Origin of the sequence: Anaerostipes faecis, assembly GCF_910574135.1 — a bacterium.
In the GTDB taxonomy this organism is placed as follows: domain Bacteria; phylum Bacillota; class Clostridia; order Lachnospirales; family Lachnospiraceae; genus Anaerostipes; species Anaerostipes hominis.
The window spans coordinates 35,002-52,106 of the sequence record NZ_CAJSYK010000003.1 but is presented as its reverse complement, the minus strand read 5'-3'; the positions used below and the strand labels follow the sequence as shown (position 1 = coordinate 52,106).

16 protein-coding genes are annotated in these 17,105 nt (G+C 45.5%); 14 read left to right on the top strand and 2 right to left on the bottom strand.

Annotated features, from left to right (window positions below; translation table 11 throughout):
- Window positions 1-36 precede the first annotated feature (36 nt).
- The 4 genes from QGT46_RS03475 to QGT46_RS03460 all read left to right on the top strand — a co-directional run bounded on the left by QGT46_RS03475 (window position 37) and on the right by QGT46_RS03460 (window position 4,520).
- Window positions 37-708, top strand: coding sequence for an MgtC/SapB family protein (locus QGT46_RS03475; RefSeq protein WP_207727577.1), 672 nt, complete (start codon window positions 37-39; stop codon window positions 706-708).
- A 137-nt stretch (window positions 709-845) separates the two neighbouring features.
- Window positions 846-1,379, top strand: a complete 534-nt coding sequence (locus tag QGT46_RS03470; RefSeq protein ID WP_024729392.1) for a VanZ family protein — start codon at window positions 846-848, stop codon at window positions 1,377-1,379.
- A gap of 289 nt (window positions 1,380-1,668) precedes the next feature.
- Window positions 1,669-3,150: a ribosomal protection-like ABC-F family protein gene (abc-f, locus tag QGT46_RS03465; RefSeq protein ID WP_301589604.1), complete on the top strand. Its 1,482-nt coding sequence runs from the start codon at window positions 1,669-1,671 to the stop codon at window positions 3,148-3,150.
- Window positions 3,151-3,215: 65 nt separating this feature from the next.
- A complete protein-coding gene (locus tag QGT46_RS03460) occupies window positions 3,216-4,520 on the top strand; it encodes an NCS2 family permease (protein ID WP_301589602.1) in 1,305 nt (434 codons plus the stop codon).
- 11 nt (window positions 4,521-4,531) lie between these two features.
- Here the strand turns inward: QGT46_RS03460 and QGT46_RS03455 are convergent, their stop codons facing one another.
- The gene (locus tag QGT46_RS03455; RefSeq protein ID WP_301589601.1) at window positions 4,532-5,161 is read right to left on the bottom strand and encodes an SdpI family protein; all 630 of its coding nucleotides are present in this window, start codon (window positions 5,159-5,161) and stop codon (window positions 4,532-4,534) included.
- Window positions 5,162-5,428 carry an autorepressor SdpR family transcription factor gene (locus QGT46_RS03450; RefSeq protein ID WP_024729396.1) on the bottom strand — a complete coding sequence of 89 codons (267 nt, stop codon included), beginning with the start codon at window positions 5,426-5,428 and terminating at the stop codon, window positions 5,162-5,164.
- 325 nt (window positions 5,429-5,753) lie between these two features.
- Between QGT46_RS03450 and QGT46_RS03445 the strand changes: the two genes are divergently transcribed.
- From QGT46_RS03445 to QGT46_RS03400, 10 genes are all read left to right on the top strand, one after another.
- Entirely contained in the window at window positions 5,754-6,578 is an 825-nt protein-coding gene (locus QGT46_RS03445; RefSeq protein ID WP_301589598.1) for a helix-turn-helix domain-containing protein, read from the top strand.
- A 2-nt stretch (window positions 6,579-6,580) separates the two neighbouring features.
- The gene (locus QGT46_RS03440) at window positions 6,581-7,498 is read left to right on the top strand and encodes a DMT family transporter (RefSeq protein WP_024729398.1); all 918 of its coding nucleotides are present in this window, start codon (window positions 6,581-6,583) and stop codon (window positions 7,496-7,498) included.
- A gap of 57 nt (window positions 7,499-7,555) precedes the next feature.
- Window positions 7,556-7,879: a thioredoxin gene (gene trxA / locus QGT46_RS03435; RefSeq protein WP_024729399.1), complete on the top strand. Its 324-nt coding sequence runs from the start codon at window positions 7,556-7,558 to the stop codon at window positions 7,877-7,879.
- A gap of 65 nt (window positions 7,880-7,944) precedes the next feature.
- On the top strand, window positions 7,945-8,880 hold the full coding sequence (trxB, locus tag QGT46_RS03430) for a thioredoxin-disulfide reductase (protein ID WP_024729400.1): 936 nt from the start codon (window positions 7,945-7,947) through the stop codon (window positions 8,878-8,880).
- Between the two features lie 325 nt (window positions 8,881-9,205).
- Window positions 9,206-9,736, top strand: a complete 531-nt coding sequence (gene hpf / locus QGT46_RS03425) for a ribosome hibernation-promoting factor, HPF/YfiA family (RefSeq protein WP_024729401.1) — start codon at window positions 9,206-9,208, stop codon at window positions 9,734-9,736.
- A 196-nt stretch (window positions 9,737-9,932) separates the two neighbouring features.
- Window positions 9,933-12,500, top strand: a complete 2,568-nt coding sequence (gene secA / locus QGT46_RS03420; protein ID WP_024729402.1) for a preprotein translocase subunit SecA — start codon at window positions 9,933-9,935, stop codon at window positions 12,498-12,500.
- Window positions 12,501-12,512: 12 nt separating this feature from the next.
- On the top strand, window positions 12,513-13,616 hold the full coding sequence (prfB, locus tag QGT46_RS03415; RefSeq protein WP_301589595.1) for a peptide chain release factor 2: 1,104 nt from the start codon (window positions 12,513-12,515) through the stop codon (window positions 13,614-13,616).
- A 586-nt stretch (window positions 13,617-14,202) separates the two neighbouring features.
- Window positions 14,203-14,646: an ACT domain-containing protein gene (locus QGT46_RS03410; protein WP_006568552.1), complete on the top strand. Its 444-nt coding sequence runs from the start codon at window positions 14,203-14,205 to the stop codon at window positions 14,644-14,646.
- Between the two features lie 5 nt (window positions 14,647-14,651).
- Window positions 14,652-15,866: a homoserine dehydrogenase gene (locus tag QGT46_RS03405; protein ID WP_301589593.1), complete on the top strand. Its 1,215-nt coding sequence runs from the start codon at window positions 14,652-14,654 to the stop codon at window positions 15,864-15,866.
- A 17-nt stretch (window positions 15,867-15,883) separates the two neighbouring features.
- Window positions 15,884-17,083, top strand: coding sequence for a cofactor-independent phosphoglycerate mutase (locus tag QGT46_RS03400; protein WP_006568554.1), 1,200 nt, complete (start codon window positions 15,884-15,886; stop codon window positions 17,081-17,083).
- Window positions 17,084-17,105 lie beyond the last annotated feature (22 nt).

Here is a 17,105-nt window from a genome sequence, read left to right as displayed (position 1 = left end):
ACTCTAATTAAAACGAGAGAAAGAAGTGTGGTGCATATGACAGGCCTTATATTACAGCTGGAATACAGTGCAAGGATCCTTCTGGCAGCAGTCTGCGGAGCCTGTATTGGTTATGAGCGGACCAACAGGCTGAAAACAGCAGGTATCAGGACTCATGTAATCGTATCATTGGCCGCCGCACTGATGATGATCATCTCCAAGTATGGATTCAGTGACATTCTCGCTGTCCACAACGTAGGACTGGATCCGTCAAGGATTGCGGCAGGTGTCGTAACCGCCATCGGTTTTCTGGGTGCAGGAATTATCTTTGTGCATAACCAGAGTGTCAGCGGACTGACCACAGCAGCGGGCATCTGGGCTACTGTAGGAGTCGGTATGTCCGTAGGAGGCGGGCAGTATTTGATCGGGATTTTCAGCACGATCCTTCTGATCATCGTACAGTGGGTCCTGCACAGGGATTTCAAATGGATCAGGACGCCTACGGTGGAAGTAATTACCCTGAAGCTGCCCAACGGTCCTGATGCCGTGAAGATGATCCAGGAAACGATCAGGGAGGAATCCATAGAGATCCTGAACATCTCAGTTCAGAAGATAGGGAATGAGAGCATCAAGGTCAGACTGGATGTGAAACTGACGGACAGCTTTGATATGTACGATGCGATCCAGCGGCTGCTTGAAAATGAAAATATTGAATCTATTGATATTTGAAGGAGAAAGGGCCGGAAAGGGATAAAAAGTCATTTTACAGGGGTATTTATCTGCTGATTGTCAGAAATTTATAAGAAACTTGAAGCTTTTTTTTCTATATTGTATGATACCCTAATAGAAAGAAAAGGGGGTGCTTTATGAGAAATCATAGGAACAGGAAGCTTCGGGATGGAATATTTAACGGCGTCTTTATTTTTTATCTGGCATTTCTGTTGGAAAATATTCTGTTTAAATATGTACAGCCGTGGCAGCTATTTCAGCATGGAAGATACTTTTCAAGATCTTTAAATTTAGTTCCGTTTCGGCAAATCATTGGTTCTTCAGGAATCGGTGACCTGAATATTTATGGGAATATCATTTTATTTGTCCCGCTGGGAATTTATCTGATGTTCTTTATAAAAAGAAGAAAAGCGGTCAAAAGTCTGCTGGCAGTCTTTGGCATCAGTTTGTTCTTTGAAGCTTTTCAGTATGCAGCAGCCATCGGAGCCACAGATATTGACGATATTATTTTAAACTGTGCCGGAGGAATTTTGGGAGTTATATGCTATAAAGTTCTGCTTTTTGTCTGCATGGGAAAGGAAGAGAAGGCAAAGACTGTGATTGCCTGTATTGCGGCCGTGGTCGGAATGATCACCGCAGTTCTTACAGGCTTGCTTATTGCCTTTAATTAAGGCTTTACAAGATATAAAAGATATTTTATACTCTAATTAAGAAAAAGAAATGAGGTGTGGAAGGGTGATGATTATTTCTTGCTAAGATTAAAACGGCATAAGATGAGAAGGAGGTTTCCTTCTGGTTTTATGCGCTCTGCAAGAAAGATCATCCGAACTGCTTCTATATAGATTGATATTAGTGTACGCTTGGCGTGCGTGATATTTTTGTATGCGAACCTGCGGGGAGAGTCTTTCCTGCGGGTTTTTTGTTTTGTTAAAGATCTTATCACGGTCAGGAGGTACATTTATGTCTATGATTCAAATTTCAGATTTAACGTTTTCATATGATACCAGTTTTGATTATATCTTTGAGCATGTCTCGTTTCAAATTGATACGGACTGGAAGCTTGGATTTACGGGAAGAAATGGAAGGGGGAAAACCACATTTTTAAAATTATTGATGGGAGAGTATGAGTATAGGGGCTCTATTGCGGCGAGTGTAAAATTTGATTATTTTCCGTATCCGGTAAAGGACCCGACGGCGCTCACAGTGGATGTGCTGGAGTCTGTGGACCCGCAATATGAACTTTGGAAGGTCATGAAAGAGATGTCACAGCTGGGTGTTCCGGATGAAGTCCTGTACCGTCCATTCCAAACGTTATCAAACGGAGAGCAGACGAAAGTGCTGCTGGCTGTTTTGTTTGGCAAAGAAAACAATTTTCTGCTGATCGATGAGCCTACCAATCACCTGGATGCCGAGGCCAGAAGAAAGGTAGGAGCGTATTTAAACTCCAAGAAAGGATTTATTCTTGTATCCCATGACCGGGCGTTTCTGGATGAGTGTACGGATCACGTTTTATCTGTGAACAGAACGGAGATCGAGGTGCAGAAGGGAAATTTTTCTTCCTGGTATGAAAATAAGCTTCTCAGAGACCAGTATGAACTCTCGGAAAATGAGAAACTGAAAAAGGAGATCGGAAGGCTTTTAAAATCTCAGAGAAGGACTGAGGGATGGTCAGATCAGGTGGAAAAGACAAAAAGGGGCACCAGAAACTCCGGCCTTCGTCCGGACAGGGGATTCATCGGCCATAAGGCGGCAAAAATGATGAAGCGGTCAAAGGCGGCAGAGACAAGAAAGGAAGATGCAGTCAAAGAGAAATCAAAGCTGTTAAAGAATATCGAGACTTCGGAATCCTTAAAAATATCTCCTCTGGAACACCATGCGAAACGGCTGGCAGTATTGGAGGATGTGTCAATTTCCTATGGAAGCAAAATTGTAACCGAAAATCTGTCCTTTGACATTGAGAAAGGGGACAGGATTGCCCTGGTTGGGAAAAATGGCTGCGGAAAATCCAGTGTGCTGAAACTTTTGCTTGGAAAGGCGGTGGATCACGAAGGTTATCTTTATACAGCCAATGGTCTGAGGATATCTTATGTGCCCCAGAACACGGACGGATTGAAGGGGGATCTCAGAGAGTATGCATATAACTGCGGTATTGATGAGAGTCTGTTTAAGACCATCTTGAGAAAGCTGGATTTTTCCAGGATTCAGTTTGAGAAAAAAATAGAGGAATTCAGCGAGGGACAGAAAAAGAAGGTGCTGATCGCAGGAAGTCTGTGTGAGCAGGCACATCTGTATTTGTGGGATGAACCCTTGAACTATATTGATGTGTTTTCCAGGATACAGATTGAGGAATTGCTGAAAAACAGCGGAATAACCCTTTTATTTGTGGAGCATGACCTGGCATTCTGCAATCAGATTAAAACAAAAGAAATTTTAATGCAATAAAACAGTGCTCAGAATGAAGCCTCCTTCAAATGGAAATAATAATTCCATAAGAGAAGGAGGCTTTTATGATTCGCTGGATAGAAAAAAAATTTAAATTAAGAGAGCATCATACAGATATCAGAACAGAATTCCTGGCAGGTATCACAGTCTTTATTACCATGGCCTATGCCCTGGCTACGGTGCCCAACATGCTGGAAGCCACGGGAGTGGATAAGCACGTGATGATGACGGTTATGGTGCTGCTCATCGCCGCTGCGACACTGGCGATGGCACTTTATACGAACCGGCCCTTTGCCCTGGCACCGGGACTCAGCAGTGCAGGGATTGTGGCTGCTATGATAAGCGCCGATCACGTACCGGTAAGGATTGCAGGAGGCATTGTTTTCTGGAGCGGTCTGCTGTTTCTCGCCATTACATTTTTGGGTCTCAGGGAGGCGATCGTAAGAGCTGTCCCTGCCAGTTTAAAATATGCGGTCAGCGCCGGTATCGGTATTTTCATTGCTCTGATCGGAGCAAGGGGAGCGGGTATTATTGCGGCGAATGAGGCAAAAAACAGCCTTGTATTTGAAAACCTTGGATCGCCGGAGGTGATTACGGCAGTGTTTGGATTTGTCATTCTCCTGATTCTGAGGGCAAAGCGTGTGGCTGGAGATATGGTTCTGTCTATACTGGCGGCTGCCATAGCCGGAATACCGCTGGGAGTGACGAAACTGCCTGAAAAGATTATTTCCATGCCGGCTTCTGTCGGGGGACAGCTGTTTCAGATTGATATCCTTGGAGCGCTTCAGGTGTTCTATCTTCCGTTTCTTTTAGCCCTGTTTGTTCCGGATTTCTTTGCCACCGTGGGGACAATCCTTGGGGTTGGTGCACGCGCGGGTTACCTGGATGAGAACGGGAACTTTGACGGCATTGATCAGTGTTTCCAGGTAGATGCAGCTGCAACGAGTCTGGGAGCACTGTTTGGAATGCCGGGCATGACCACTTATCTGGAATCTTCTGCGGGTATCGAGTCCGGGGGAAAGACGGGACTGACCGTAGTGTTTACGAGCATATGCTTTCTGTTTGCACTGTTTTTTGCCCCGGTGGCCCTCATCATACCTTCTGCGGCTACGGCCCCGGTGCTGGTCTATATCGGCATCAGCATGCTGGAGGCCATGAGCCATATCAAGTATGATGATGTGACGGAGAGTATGCCGGCCTTTATGTGCGTGGTTTTCACAGTTCTGGCCGGGAATATCGCAAACGGGATCTGCACCGCCATTCTGACGTATCTGGTCATGAAAACCGCGGGAGGGAAAACAAAAGAGATACATCCGTTCATGTATCTCTTAGGTGCGGTGAGTTTGCTTTACTTTTATACGCTGTTTTGACGAAAAATATTTTAGCGTTTCCTGCGGAATTCTGTATATGAGTATACAAACGGTGTGATGACCATGACCGCCAGGACTGTCAAAAAGACAGGCACCTGAAACGATTCGGGTGCAAGAGCGGTGAGTGTGACTGTCAGTCCTCCCAGTACCCATATTTTTGCGGCCAGCCGGTGCGTCAGAAACCAGTTTTGTTCATCGGCCAGGGTCCATGGGGTTCGGATGCCAATAAAATAATTATGTTTTGTTTTGGGCAGCAGGTTTCCAAGAAAAATAAATAAGCTGCCCATGCCCAGACAGAAGATTAGGTTGACATCAAAATCAATTTTAAAGGCTGACGCAATCGTCATGATCTGGACAACGAAGAATACTAGGCCTATGACGAAGGTGTACCGGTGATATTCTTTCTGAAATTTATCATAGTTTTCAGAATTGGGATCTGTACGCCGCATAAACTGAAAAAGTATGGTGATCAAAAAGATGACAGCCGGAAATATAAAGATCGCAAATTTGGGAGCGTAACGGTCGATGGCTCCATGCGTGTTCCAATGGGCAGGGATCTGTTCGGGCAGGGAAGAGAATACTGCCAGAGAAAGCAGCAGGGAGACCGCTGTCAGTAAAATACTTGATCTGGATTGTTTCATTTATATGTCCTCCTTAAAGCTTTGAAACCAGTGAATCACTTCTTCAAATACAGAGAGATTCAATTCATAATAAATATATTTTCCTTGTTTCTTGTCAGTTATGAGATTTGCCTGTTTTAAAATGTTCAGATGATGGGAAATCGATGCTCCTGTCATATCGAAATGACTGCATATTTCTCCGGCCGGCATGGAACCGTCTTTCAGCAAGTCTAAAATTTCACGTCTGGTGGAATCCGACAATGCTTTGAATGTTTCCTGAAAACCCACAGTTCCTCCTTTCTGATACATTTAGAAGTTTATCTAAATGTATTATACCATTCTGTTCATACAAAAGCAAGAACATTTAGAAGATTATCTAAATAAATATGAGTTTTTTACCACTATTTTTGTCACACTTTGAAATGCGTTCCTCCAATAGTGATAAAAAACTATGGTTGAATGGTTCCTTTTATTGGTGGAATACCTTTCCGGCAGATGTCATACCCACAGGGTACCCCGTATTTTATGCCCTTCAGGCTTGGCGCGCTTCGCGCGATAAGGTATGCAATATCATCCAAGATTTTCTCAGCACATTTATGTTAAACTTAGTATTATGAAAGAAATAAGAGAAATATTTTATGACGAACAATTAAAGATTGAAGCCTATGGCTTTTACGGACTCAAACAGAAGTTTCCTAATCATTTTCACGATCATTACGTGATCGGATGCATCGAGAGCGGTATGCGGAAAGTGACTTGCCGGGGAGAAGAATTTCTTATTGAACCAGGAGACCTGCTGTTTTTTAATTACAGGGAGAACCATGCATGCGAGCAGGTGGGGGATTACCCTCTGAACTGCAGATTTATTAATATCAAGAGAGAAAGGATGAAAGAAATTGCAGAAGAGATCACGGGAAAGTATGAATATCCCGAGTTTGAAAGACCGGTGATCCGGAAGTGTTCAAAATCTGAGCTTCTCCGGGAAGTGTACCGGATGGTGGCAGTGGGGAATCAGGAGTTTGAAAAGGAGGAGTTATTTTATCTTCTCATGGAGCAGCTGCTCTCCGAGTATGCGGTATTTGAACAGAAGAAAGTACAGGTGCCTGACACAGAACGGCTCAATGCTGTATGCAGTTATATGAAGGAGCATTACAGTGAGAACGTTTCACTGGAACAGCTCTGTAAGATTGCAGGCGTCAGCAGATACAGCCTGATCCGGTATTTTACAAAGTATAAAAAGATTACACCGTACCAATACCTGGAATCCATCAGGGTAAACCGGGCCAAATTATATTTGGAGGAGGGAACAGAACCGGCAGAGGCGGCGGCTCTGACCGGATTCTCAGATCAGAGCCATTTTACAAATTTCTTTAAGCGGCTGTTTGGCCTGACACCGGCACAATATCAGAGAATTTTTACAGAAAAGAAAGGTTATTAATTATGGAAGACAAAAAATACATACAGGGTCATTTGTTTGCACTGGCTACTATTTTTTTATGGGGCACAACGTTTATCTCCACGAAGATTCTGCTCAGGCAGTTTCAGCCGATTGAGATTTTATTTTTCCGTTTCCTTCTGGGCTTCTTGGTGCTGATTCTTATTTATCCAAAGAGGCTGAAGACAGAAGGCTGGAGGGAAGAAAAATATTTTATGGCAGCCGGCCTGTGCGGGATCACCCTGTACTATTTATTTGAAAATATTGCCCTCACATACACGATGGCTTCCAATGTGGGGGTTATTATTTCCGTATCGCCGTTTTTTACGGCACTCCTGGCAAGAGTGGTGACGGGAGAAAAGTCTCTTGGAAGACGTTTTTTTCTTGGATTTTTGCTGGCCATGTGCGGTATTTGCCTGATCTCTTTCGGCGGCACAGCGCTGCATCTGAGCCCAAAAGGGGATTTTCTGGCAGTGCTTGCAGCCTTCGTATGGGCGGCTTATTCCATGCTGACAAAAAAAATCGGAAACTTCGGACACAATATCATGCAGTCCACAAGGCGCTGCTTTGCATGGGGACTTTTGTTCATGTCTCCGGTTCTGCTGTTTACGGATATTTCCTTGGGGAGACAGAGATTTGCTGATCCTTTAAATCTTGGGAACCTTCTGTTCCTTGGGATAGGCGCCTCAGCCATCTGCTTCGTCACCTGGAATACGGCAGTGAAAAGGCTGGGTGCAGTAAAAACTACTGTTTATATCTATATGGTTCCGGTGGTGACCATCATTACATCGGTCCTGATCCTTGGTGAAGAACTGACGGTCAGGGCGGCGTGCGGTGCTTTTTTGACGATCGCGGGCCTGTTTTTATCAGTGGAAAAGAAGAAAAAGAGTGAAAAGTGTGACTTACTCACAGAAGTATTATAGAAAAGCGATATAATGGACTCAGATAGTTAATGATGATTTAGAAAAGGAGTGACCATTATGTCAGTTTTAAAAATAACAACAGCAAATTTTGACGAGGAAGTATTAAACGCAAAGGAGCCGGTTCTGATCGATTTTTGGGCAGCCTGGTGCGGGCCGTGCAGGATGATGTCGCCGGTTGTGGATGAGATCGCGGAAGAACTTTCCGGAGTGAAGGTCGGAAAGATCAATGTGGATGAGGAACAAGAACTGGCCGTAGGATTCCGTGTCATGTCCATTCCTACACTTTTGATCTTTAAGAATGGAAAAATAGAAAAGAGCTTTGTGGGAGCAAGGGATAAAAAAGAAATCGTCGATGCTCTGAAAATGCAGGAGACAGAATAAGATGCCGAGGGAATGTGTTATAATAAGAAGCAAAGACAGTAAAGTAAAAGAAAGGGGTTTTCCTTATGAAAATTTATGATTTGATTATCATCGGCGCAGGACCTGCAGGAATGTCCGCAGCCATTTACGCCAAGAGAGCTATGCTTGAAGTTTTGGTTTTAGAAAAAGAAGCCATGTCAGGAGGACAGATCGTACAGACCTATGAAGTCGATAATTATCCCGGACTTCCAAAGATGACGGGAATGGATCTGGGAGACCAGTTCTATAACCATGCATCTGACCTGGGAGCAGAAGTCAGGACAGGAGAAGTCTCAGAGATCAGGCATGATCAGCCGATCAAAGAGATCGTTTTAAAAAACGGTGAAGTCCTGAAGACCAAAACGGTTATGCTTGCCACAGGGGCTACTCACAGAAAGCTGGGTGTCCCGGGAGAGGAAGAACTCACCGGTCTGGGAGTTTCTTATTGTGCAACCTGTGACGGAGCGTTTTTCAGGAACAAAACTGTGGCAGTCGTAGGCGGCGGTGATGTCGCTCTGGAAGATGCATTGTTCCTGAGCAGAATATGTGAGAAAGTATATCTGATTCACAGGAGAGATGAATTCAGGGGCGCAAAGATTCTTCGGGATCAGGTGACGAGAAACGACAAAATACAAGTAATCTGGAATACGGTTGTGACGAGAATTGCCGGAAATGAGAGGGTTGAATCTATTTCCATCAAAGATGTGCATAACGATGTGGATAAGTCGCTGAAAGTCGATGGAATTTTTATCGCCGTAGGCACGGCTCCGCAGAGCACGCTCTTAAAAGATGAGCTTAAAACGGACGAAAGAGGCTACATTGTAGCCGGGGAAGACGGAGTGACAAATATTCCAGGAATTTTTGTAGGTGGGGACCAGAGGACCAAAAATCTGCGCCAAGTGGTGACTGCTGCCGCAGATGGGGCAAATTGTGTGGTGTCAGTGGAGAGTTACCTCCAAAAGTTAGAATTGCCAGACAATTAACGAAACAGGCAAAAAACTTAAAAATCAAGTGTAAAAGTCTGTTTTGTCATATTTGTATAAGAGTCGTATTTTCAAGTATCAAATCGAAAAATACAGAAAAAAAACATCACATTTTATCCACAGTACAAAATCACGGTTCTCCGCGATAATACAGTTATACACAAAGTTATCCACATTATCCACAGCCGATTAAGGTCGAATTGTGGAAATAAAATTCGACAAAATGAAACATTTGTTTTGTGTAGATTTTATAAAAAGATTTGTTTTCAATGGAAAAGCTATATGATATAATAATTAGTATCAAATAGTAAAGGAGTTGGAAGCCATGAATTTCATTATTAGCGGTAAGAACATCGAAGTAACAGAAGGAATCAGGGCAGCAATAGAAGAGAAATTAGGCAGGCTTGACAAGTACCTGGCTGATGACATTGACATCATCGTTACCTTGAGCGTTCAAAAAGAGAGACAAAAGATTGAAGTAACAATTCCTATGAAGGGGCACATTATACGTGCAGAACAAGACAGTGCGGATATGTATGTATCCATTGATTTGGTAATTGATATTCTCGAACGTCAGATCAGAAGATATAAAACCCGTTTGATGAGTAAAAAATATGAAGGTGCAGGACTGAAACAGGAATTCATCGACAAGGACGAGGATGTGGACGATGATGAGATCCGCATCATCAGGAGCAAGAAGTTTGCGATCAAGCCGATGGATGTGGAAGAGGCATGTATCCAGATGGATCTTTTGGGACACAATTTCTTCGTATTCCGTAACGCCGATACTTTTGAAGTAAACGTAGTATATAAAAGAAAGGGCAATACATACGGACTGATCGAACCGGAATTTTAGGAATAAGGATTTTTTCAGGAGGCTTCGGCCTCCTTTTTGTTTACGGTAAAAATAACGTTGTTTGCGGCATTTCCGTGTATTTTTCCGCAAGAGGGGTATGATGAGCGCTGGGGCTGCCTTTTTTCTTGCCTACATTTTATAGAAGTGTTACAATATCATAGATTACATGTGAATTTAATTGTTTGGGAGTAAAACTATGAGTTTGTTAGGAAAAATTTTTGGTTCGCACAGTGAAAAAGAACTGAAGCGGATCAGTGGGATTGTGAATAAAATTGAATCTTTTGACGAACCGATGCAGAAATTATCCGATGAGGAACTGAGAAATAAAACTGCTGAGTTTAAGGAGCGTCTGAGCAACGGAGACACACTGGACGACCTTTTGCCGGAAGCTTATGCGGTTGTCCGGGAAGCGAGTGCCAGGACTATTGGGCTCAAGCACTATCGGGTCCAGCTGATCGGCGGTATTATCCTTCACCAGGGAAGGATCGCAGAGATGAGGACCGGTGAAGGTAAGACCCTGGTCTCCACTCTTCCTGCCTACTTAAACGCCCTGGAAGGGAAGGGCGTGCACATCGTTACGGTGAATGACTACCTGGCAACCCGTGATGCGGAGTGGATGGGAAAGGTTCACAACTTCTTAGGCGTTACGGTCGGTGTGGTTACCAATGAGATGGAAAACGACGAGCGGCGGGCAGCCTATAACTGTGATATCACATATATCACCAACAATGAACTGGGATTTGATTACCTGAGGGACAACATGGTCATCGAAAAAGAAGATCTGGTTCAGCGCGACCTGCACTATGCCATTGTCGATGAGGTCGATTCTGTACTGATCGATGAGGCCAGAACACCATTGATCATTTCCGGTCAGAGCGGGAAATCCACCGAGCTCTACCGTGCCTGCGATATCCTTGCAAGGCAGATGGAGCGGGGAAGCTCCGACGGGGAACTTTCCAAGATGGATATCCTGATGAACGAGGACATTGAAGAAGACGGCGACTTTTTGGTCAATGAAAAGGATAAGCACGTGCTTCTGACTGCCCAGGGCGTGAAAAAGGTGGAGGAGTTCTTCCATATAGATAACCTTGCCGATCCTGAGAATCTTGCGATCCAGCACAATATTATCCTGGCGCTGCGCGCCCATAATCTTATGTTTATTGACAAAGATTATGTAGTGAAGGACGATGAAGTGCTGATCGTCGATGAGTTCACCGGACGTATCATGCCGGGCAGACGGTATTCAGACGGACTTCATCAGGCGATCGAGGCGAAAGAAGGCGTGAAGGTTAAGAGAGAGTCCAAGACCCTCGCTACTATCACATTCCAGAATTTCTTCAATAAATATAATAAGAAATCCGGTATGACCGGTACAGCCGAGACCGAGGAACAGGAATTCCGTGAGATCTACGGCATGGACGTTGTAGTCATCCCGACCAACAAACCGGTTGTGCGTGTTGACCACGAAGATGCCATCTATAAGACGAAGCAGGAGAAGATGAGGGCGGTTGTTGAGGACATCGCGGCATCCCACGCCAAGGGACAGCCAGTGCTCGTAGGTACGATCACCATTGATATGTCCGAGGAACTGAGCCGCATGCTCAAAAAACAGGGGATCAAGCACAACGTGCTGAATGCCAAGTTCCATGAAAAGGAGGCGGAGATCATCTCCCATGCAGGCGAGATCGGTGCTGTCACCATCGCTACCAACATGGCGGGCCGTGGTACCGATATTGTCCTGGCAGACGGTGTGGCCGCTCTGGGCGGTTTAAAGATCATCGGTACAGAGCGTCATGAATCCAGGCGTATTGACAATCAGCTCCGAGGACGTGCCGGACGGCAGGGAGACCCTGGTGAATCTAAGTTTTACCTGTCCCTGGAAGACGATCTGATGAGACTGTTTGGATCTGAGAGGATGATTTCTGTATACAACGCCCTCGGCATACCGGAAGGGGAAGAGATCCAGCACAAATCCATCAGCAGGACGATCGAAAAGGCCCAGAAGAAGATCGAGAATAACAACTTCGGTATCCGTAAAAATCTGCTGGATTATGACAGGGTAAACAACGAACAGAGAGAGATCATGTACAAAGAACGCCGCCGTGTTCTGGACGGGGAAAACATGAAGGATTCTGTGATTCATATGATGGAGGAAACCATCGCAGACTATGTAAACCAGTGTGCCAGTGAAGATGCGGCACCGGAAGAATGGGATATGGATACACTGAATGCAGAGCTGCGCCCAATCGTTCCGTTCGGAAAGATCGAACTGACCCAGGAAGAGATTCAGGCAGGGAAACCTGAGATGCTCACAAAGCGTCTTCAGGATGAGGCTGCCCGGCTGTATGCCGAGAAGGAAAAGGAATTTGAAGACTATGACCTCCGGGAGATAGAGCGTATCATTCTTCTAAAGGTCATTGACCGCAAGTGGATGGATCATATCGATGATATGGATCAGCTTCGGGAGGGCATCGGTATGCAGGCATACGGACAGAGAGATCCGGTAGTAGAATACCGCATGGCCGGTTTTGAGATGTTCAATGTGATGACAAAGGCAATCCAGGAGGAGACCACCGGAGCGCTGTTCCACGTAGAGATTGAACAGAAGGTGGAGAAAGAGCAGGTTGCCCAGGTGACAAGCACTAATAAAGACGACAGCAGTGTAAAGACTCCGTATAAGAGAAAAGGGGAGAAGATCGGGAGAAATGATCCATGCCCATGCGGAAGCGGAAAGAAATATAAAAACTGCTGTGGAAGAAATTAAGGAGTTTTTGGAGTGATTGAATTAGATCAGTTAAAATATAACCTGAATTCCTACCGGGAGCCACTTGAGAAATTAAGCGGTTCTCTTGGCTTGGAAGAAAAGAAAGAGCGGATCGAGCAGCTGGAGCTTGATATGGAAGCTCCGGGATTCTGGGAGGACCTGGAGGAGTCCCAGAAGGTGGTCAGAGAGGTCAAAGGGCTGAAGGATCAGGTGGTAGGATATGAAGGGCTGAAAGGACAGTTTGAGGATATTGAGACTTTGATCGAGATGGCGTCGGAGGAAGAGGACGAAGAACTGGCTGCGGAAACTCAGGAGGCATTTGCGGAGTTTGAGACAGCCTATGAAAGCCTGCGGATTTCAACTCTCCTGAGCGGGGAATATGACAAGAATAATGCGATCCTGAGCCTTCATGCAGGGGCTGGCGGAACTGAGTCCTGTGACTGGGCCGGTATGCTGTACCGGATGTATACCCGTTGGGCCGGGAAAAAAGGATTCGAGACAAGAGTCATTGACTATTTGGACGGGGACGAGGCAGGAATTAAATCAGTGACGGTAGAAATCAAAGGTGAAAACGCCTATGGGTATTTAAGGTCCGAGAGAGGCGTTCACCGGCTGGTGAGAATTTCTCCGTTTAACGCGGCGGGAAAGAGGCAGACCTCCTTTGCATCCTGTGACGTGATGCCGGAGATTGACGAAGACCTGAATGTGGAGATCGCCGATGAAGATATCAGGATCGATACTTACCGGGCCAGCGGCGCGGGAGGCCAGCATATCAATAAGACGGATTCTGCCATAAGGATCACGCATATCCCGACAGGGATCGTTGTCCAGTGCCAGAATGAACGGTCACAGCATAAGAATAAAGACCAGGCTATGAAGATGCTCAAGACAAAGCTGTATCTGTTAAAAGAGCAGCAGCATCTGGAAAAGCTGTCTGATATCCGGGGAGACGTGGGAGACAATGGATGGGGAAGCCAGATTCGGTCTTATGTCCTGCAGCCGTATACTATGGTGAAAGATCACAGGACAAATAAAGAAAGCGGCAATCCATCCGCTGTCCTGGACGGAGATCTGGACGGTTTCATGAACGCATACCTGGCATGGAGCAATGATTAAGAAGACGCTGCGGTATACGGCCGGACAATAACTGTTTTGGTGCTGTCCGCGGCGTTGTTTTTTTATTCTGCTTTTGGCAGGTGACATCCTCGGATGATGTGCTGTATATGGAAGACAGAGATACTATCCCAAGAGCAGATGCAATTAGGGCAGTGGATAAAGACCCGCTGCATACAGATGCCTCACCGGTCACTATAGGACAGCATCTGGACAGGTACAGGTCTTGATATGCTGACGGCGGAGGTCACGAATGAAAAGGGCAGCACCGGAGACCGGACCTACACGGCCAACTGAGAAGAAGTAAAGACTACATTCACTGAAAAGAGCACGGAAAAAGAGCAGGAGGCAGACACTTCAGAAGAGACAATAACTGCCGGCAAAATACATTTCTCTGTCCGCGGCCGCGCTGCTGTGTATTATATGGCTGATGTTAAAATGTCTGAAGAAATAGAGTAAGAGATTTGCAGGACATACAATCTGCATGGTTGTATGTCCGTTTTTTATTTAAACAGTTGCTTAATTTATAAAAATATGATAGTATCGTCTGGAAAAACAAATGTGTTCAGCAGACGCACAGAGGTGGACTATGTTAGAAGATTCAAAGTATTATGTCATTAAAAAGAAAGCAGTTCCGGAGGTTCTATTAAAAGTACTGGAAGTGCAGAAGCTTCTGGATGCAGAACAGGCCAAGTCCATTCAGGAGGCCACAGAGACTGTGGGGATCAGCCGGAGTTCTTATTATAAGTACAAAGATGATATTTTTCCTTTTCACGCGAGCAAAAAGGGACGAAATATCACGTTTGTGATCGAGGTGGAAGACCAGCCGGGAGTTATGGCGACAGTGCTTCAGGTATTTGCAAACTACAAGGCCAATATCCTGACGATCCATCAGAGTATTCCGATCAACGGAAAAGGAGTGCTCACAGTCAGCGTGGATATTGTTGATATGGAGACCGATGTTTCTGCCATGATCGAGAGCGTAGAAAAGCTTGACAACATTACATATGTAAAAATAATTGCAAAGGAGTAAAACAGATGATAAACATTGCGGTATTGGGATATGGAACCATTGGATCAGGAGTCGTGGAGGTAATCGAGACAAATCACGAGAGCATCAACCATAAGATCGGGGAGCCGATCCGGGTAAAATATGTTTTGGACAAGAGGGATTTATCCGACACACCGGTGGCGTCAAAGGCAGTCACAGACTATGATATTATTTTAAATGACGACGAAGTGAGCATCGTTGTGGAAGTCTTAGGCGGAGTGGAGCCGGCATACACGTTTGCAAAACAGGCATTGGAGCACGGGAAGAGTGTTGCCACTTCCAATAAGGAATTGGTGGCTGAAAAGGGTGCGGAACTACTGGCCATGGCAAAGTCCAAGAATCTAAATTTCCTGTTTGAGGCGAGTGTGGGAGGCGGAATTCCGATCATCCGTCCGTTAAACCAGTCTCTGACAGCCGATGAGATCAATGAAATAACAGGCATACTGAACGGAACTACAAACTATATCTTAACAAGGATGGCCGATGAAGGGGCTGACTTCGATGAGGTGTTAAAGGAGGCTCAGGACAAAGGATATGCGGAACTTCATCCGGAAGCGGATGTGGAGGGATATGATGCGTGCAGAAAGATCGCGATCCTGACTTCACTGGCATTCGGCATGCAGGTAGATTATGAGGATGTACATACCGAAGGCATCACAAAGATTACAGAAACCGACATGAAATATGCAAAAGCCCTGAATAAGAGCATTAAGCTTTTGGGAACAAGTAAAAAAATCGGAGATAATGTATATGCCATGGTATGCCCGATGATGATTGGCAGAGATCATCCGCTGATCGGCGTCAACGATGTGTTCAACGGCATTTTTGTAAACGGAAATGTAATCGGCGACGTGATGTTTTACGGAGCGGGGGCAGGAAAGCTTCCGACAGCCAGCGCGGTTGTGGCAGACGTGATCGATGCGGCAAAGCATAAAGAGAGAAATATCATGCAGATCTGGAGTGAAAAGAAGCTTCATCTCGCAGATATCGGCGATTTTGAACATAAATTCTTTGTGCGTCTTCCGAAAGACTGCGACAGAGAAAAAGTAAAAGAAGTTTTTGGCGATGTAGAAGAAGTTTCAGCAGAAGGGGTGACAGATGAATTTGCATTTGTTACACTGACAATGAAAGAAAAAGACTATCAGGATAAGATCAAAGCGTTTAATTCCGTTTTGGGCATGATTCGTATGAATGTTAAATAGATTTGGAGGACTAGTTTATGAAGTATATTGTTGTGTTGGGAGACGGAATGGCCGATGAACCGATCGGTGAGCTGGGCGGCAGAACACCGCTTCAGGCGGCCAGGACTCCGGTCATGGATACCATGGCAAAGGTATCGGAACAGGGAATTGCTTACACGGTGCCAAAGAACCTTCCGGCTGGAAGTGACGTGGCAAACCTTGCTATGCTCGGCTATGACCCGCAGAAGTATTATTCCGGGAGATCGCCTCTTGAGGCGCTTTCCATCGGTGTGGATATGAAGGATACTGACATTGCTCTGCGCTGCAACATTGTCACCTTATCAGAAGATGAGACCTATGAGGAAAAAACTATCATCGATCACAGCTCCGGGGAGATCACAACAGAAGAGGCAAGGGTTCTGATCGATGCGGTGAAAAAGGAATTAGAGACAGATGAGTTTCAGTATTATCCGGGAGTCAGCTACCGCCATCTTACGATCTGGGATCACGGAGAGACGGTGGAACTGACGCCGCCCCATGATATATTAGGAAAGCGGATCGGGGAGTATCTTCCTGAGGAGACAAAGCTCCGGGAGATGATGGAGAAGAGTTTTGATATTTTAGACCGGCATCCAATCAACGAAAAACGCAGGGAGATGGGATTGAATCCGGCGAACAGCATTTGGTTCTGGGGTGCGGGCACCCGTCCTGCGCTGGATGATTTTGAGGAAAAAACAGGAAAGAAGGGTGCTATGGTATCCGCTGTGGATCTGCTGAAAGGCATCGCGGTCGGTACGCACATGCTGAATTTAGATGTGGAAGGAGCCACAGGCGGACTCGATACCAACTATAAAGGAAAAGCAATGGCAGCCGTGGATTCTCTGACGAAAGACGGGGCGGATGTGGTTTATATTCATGTGGAAGCTCCCGACGAGATGGGGCACCAGGGAAGTGTGGAAAATAAAGTGAAGGCCATTGAATTTCTCGATGACCAGGTGATCCGTGTCGTCGCAGAGGAGTTGAAGAAGCGCGGAGAAGATTTCCGTATGCTCATCGGGCCGGACCATCCGACACCCATTTCGATCCGGACCCATTCCAAAGACCCGATTCCGTTTATGATCTATGACAGCACGAAGGAAATGAAGGGACAGAAGGAATACAGCGAAGAGGCAGCAAAAAGTACAGGACTCGTCCTGGAACACGGACATGATCTGATGGGCCGGCTATTACAAAAATAAGAGAAAATTTTAGGAGGCAGCA

What these genes read in the sequence shown, in the direction of transcription:
- QGT46_RS03475 (WP_207727577.1), top strand. Translation starts at nt 37, where the DNA reads ATGACAGGCCTTATATTACAGCTGGAATACAGTGCAAGGATCCTTCTG.
- QGT46_RS03470 (WP_024729392.1), top strand. Translation starts at nt 846, where the DNA reads ATGAGAAATCATAGGAACAGGAAGCTTCGGGATGGAATATTTAACGGC.
- abc-f (WP_301589604.1), top strand. Translation starts at nt 1,669, where the DNA reads ATGTCTATGATTCAAATTTCAGATTTAACGTTTTCATATGATACCAGT.
- QGT46_RS03460 (WP_301589602.1), top strand. Translation starts at nt 3,216, where the DNA reads ATGATTCGCTGGATAGAAAAAAAATTTAAATTAAGAGAGCATCATACA.
- QGT46_RS03455 (WP_301589601.1), bottom strand. Translation starts at nt 5,161, where the DNA reads ATGAAACAATCCAGATCAAGTATTTTACTGACAGCGGTCTCCCTGCTG.
- QGT46_RS03445 (WP_301589598.1), top strand. Translation starts at nt 5,754, where the DNA reads ATGAAAGAAATAAGAGAAATATTTTATGACGAACAATTAAAGATTGAA.
- QGT46_RS03440 (WP_024729398.1), top strand. Translation starts at nt 6,581, where the DNA reads ATGGAAGACAAAAAATACATACAGGGTCATTTGTTTGCACTGGCTACT.
- trxA (WP_024729399.1), top strand. Translation starts at nt 7,556, where the DNA reads ATGTCAGTTTTAAAAATAACAACAGCAAATTTTGACGAGGAAGTATTA.
- trxB (WP_024729400.1), top strand. Translation starts at nt 7,945, where the DNA reads ATGAAAATTTATGATTTGATTATCATCGGCGCAGGACCTGCAGGAATG.
- hpf (WP_024729401.1), top strand. Translation starts at nt 9,206, where the DNA reads ATGAATTTCATTATTAGCGGTAAGAACATCGAAGTAACAGAAGGAATC.
- secA (WP_024729402.1), top strand. Translation starts at nt 9,933, where the DNA reads ATGAGTTTGTTAGGAAAAATTTTTGGTTCGCACAGTGAAAAAGAACTG.
- QGT46_RS03410 (WP_006568552.1), top strand. Translation starts at nt 14,203, where the DNA reads ATGTTAGAAGATTCAAAGTATTATGTCATTAAAAAGAAAGCAGTTCCG.
- QGT46_RS03405 (WP_301589593.1), top strand. Translation starts at nt 14,652, where the DNA reads ATGATAAACATTGCGGTATTGGGATATGGAACCATTGGATCAGGAGTC.
- QGT46_RS03400 (WP_006568554.1), top strand. Translation starts at nt 15,884, where the DNA reads ATGAAGTATATTGTTGTGTTGGGAGACGGAATGGCCGATGAACCGATC.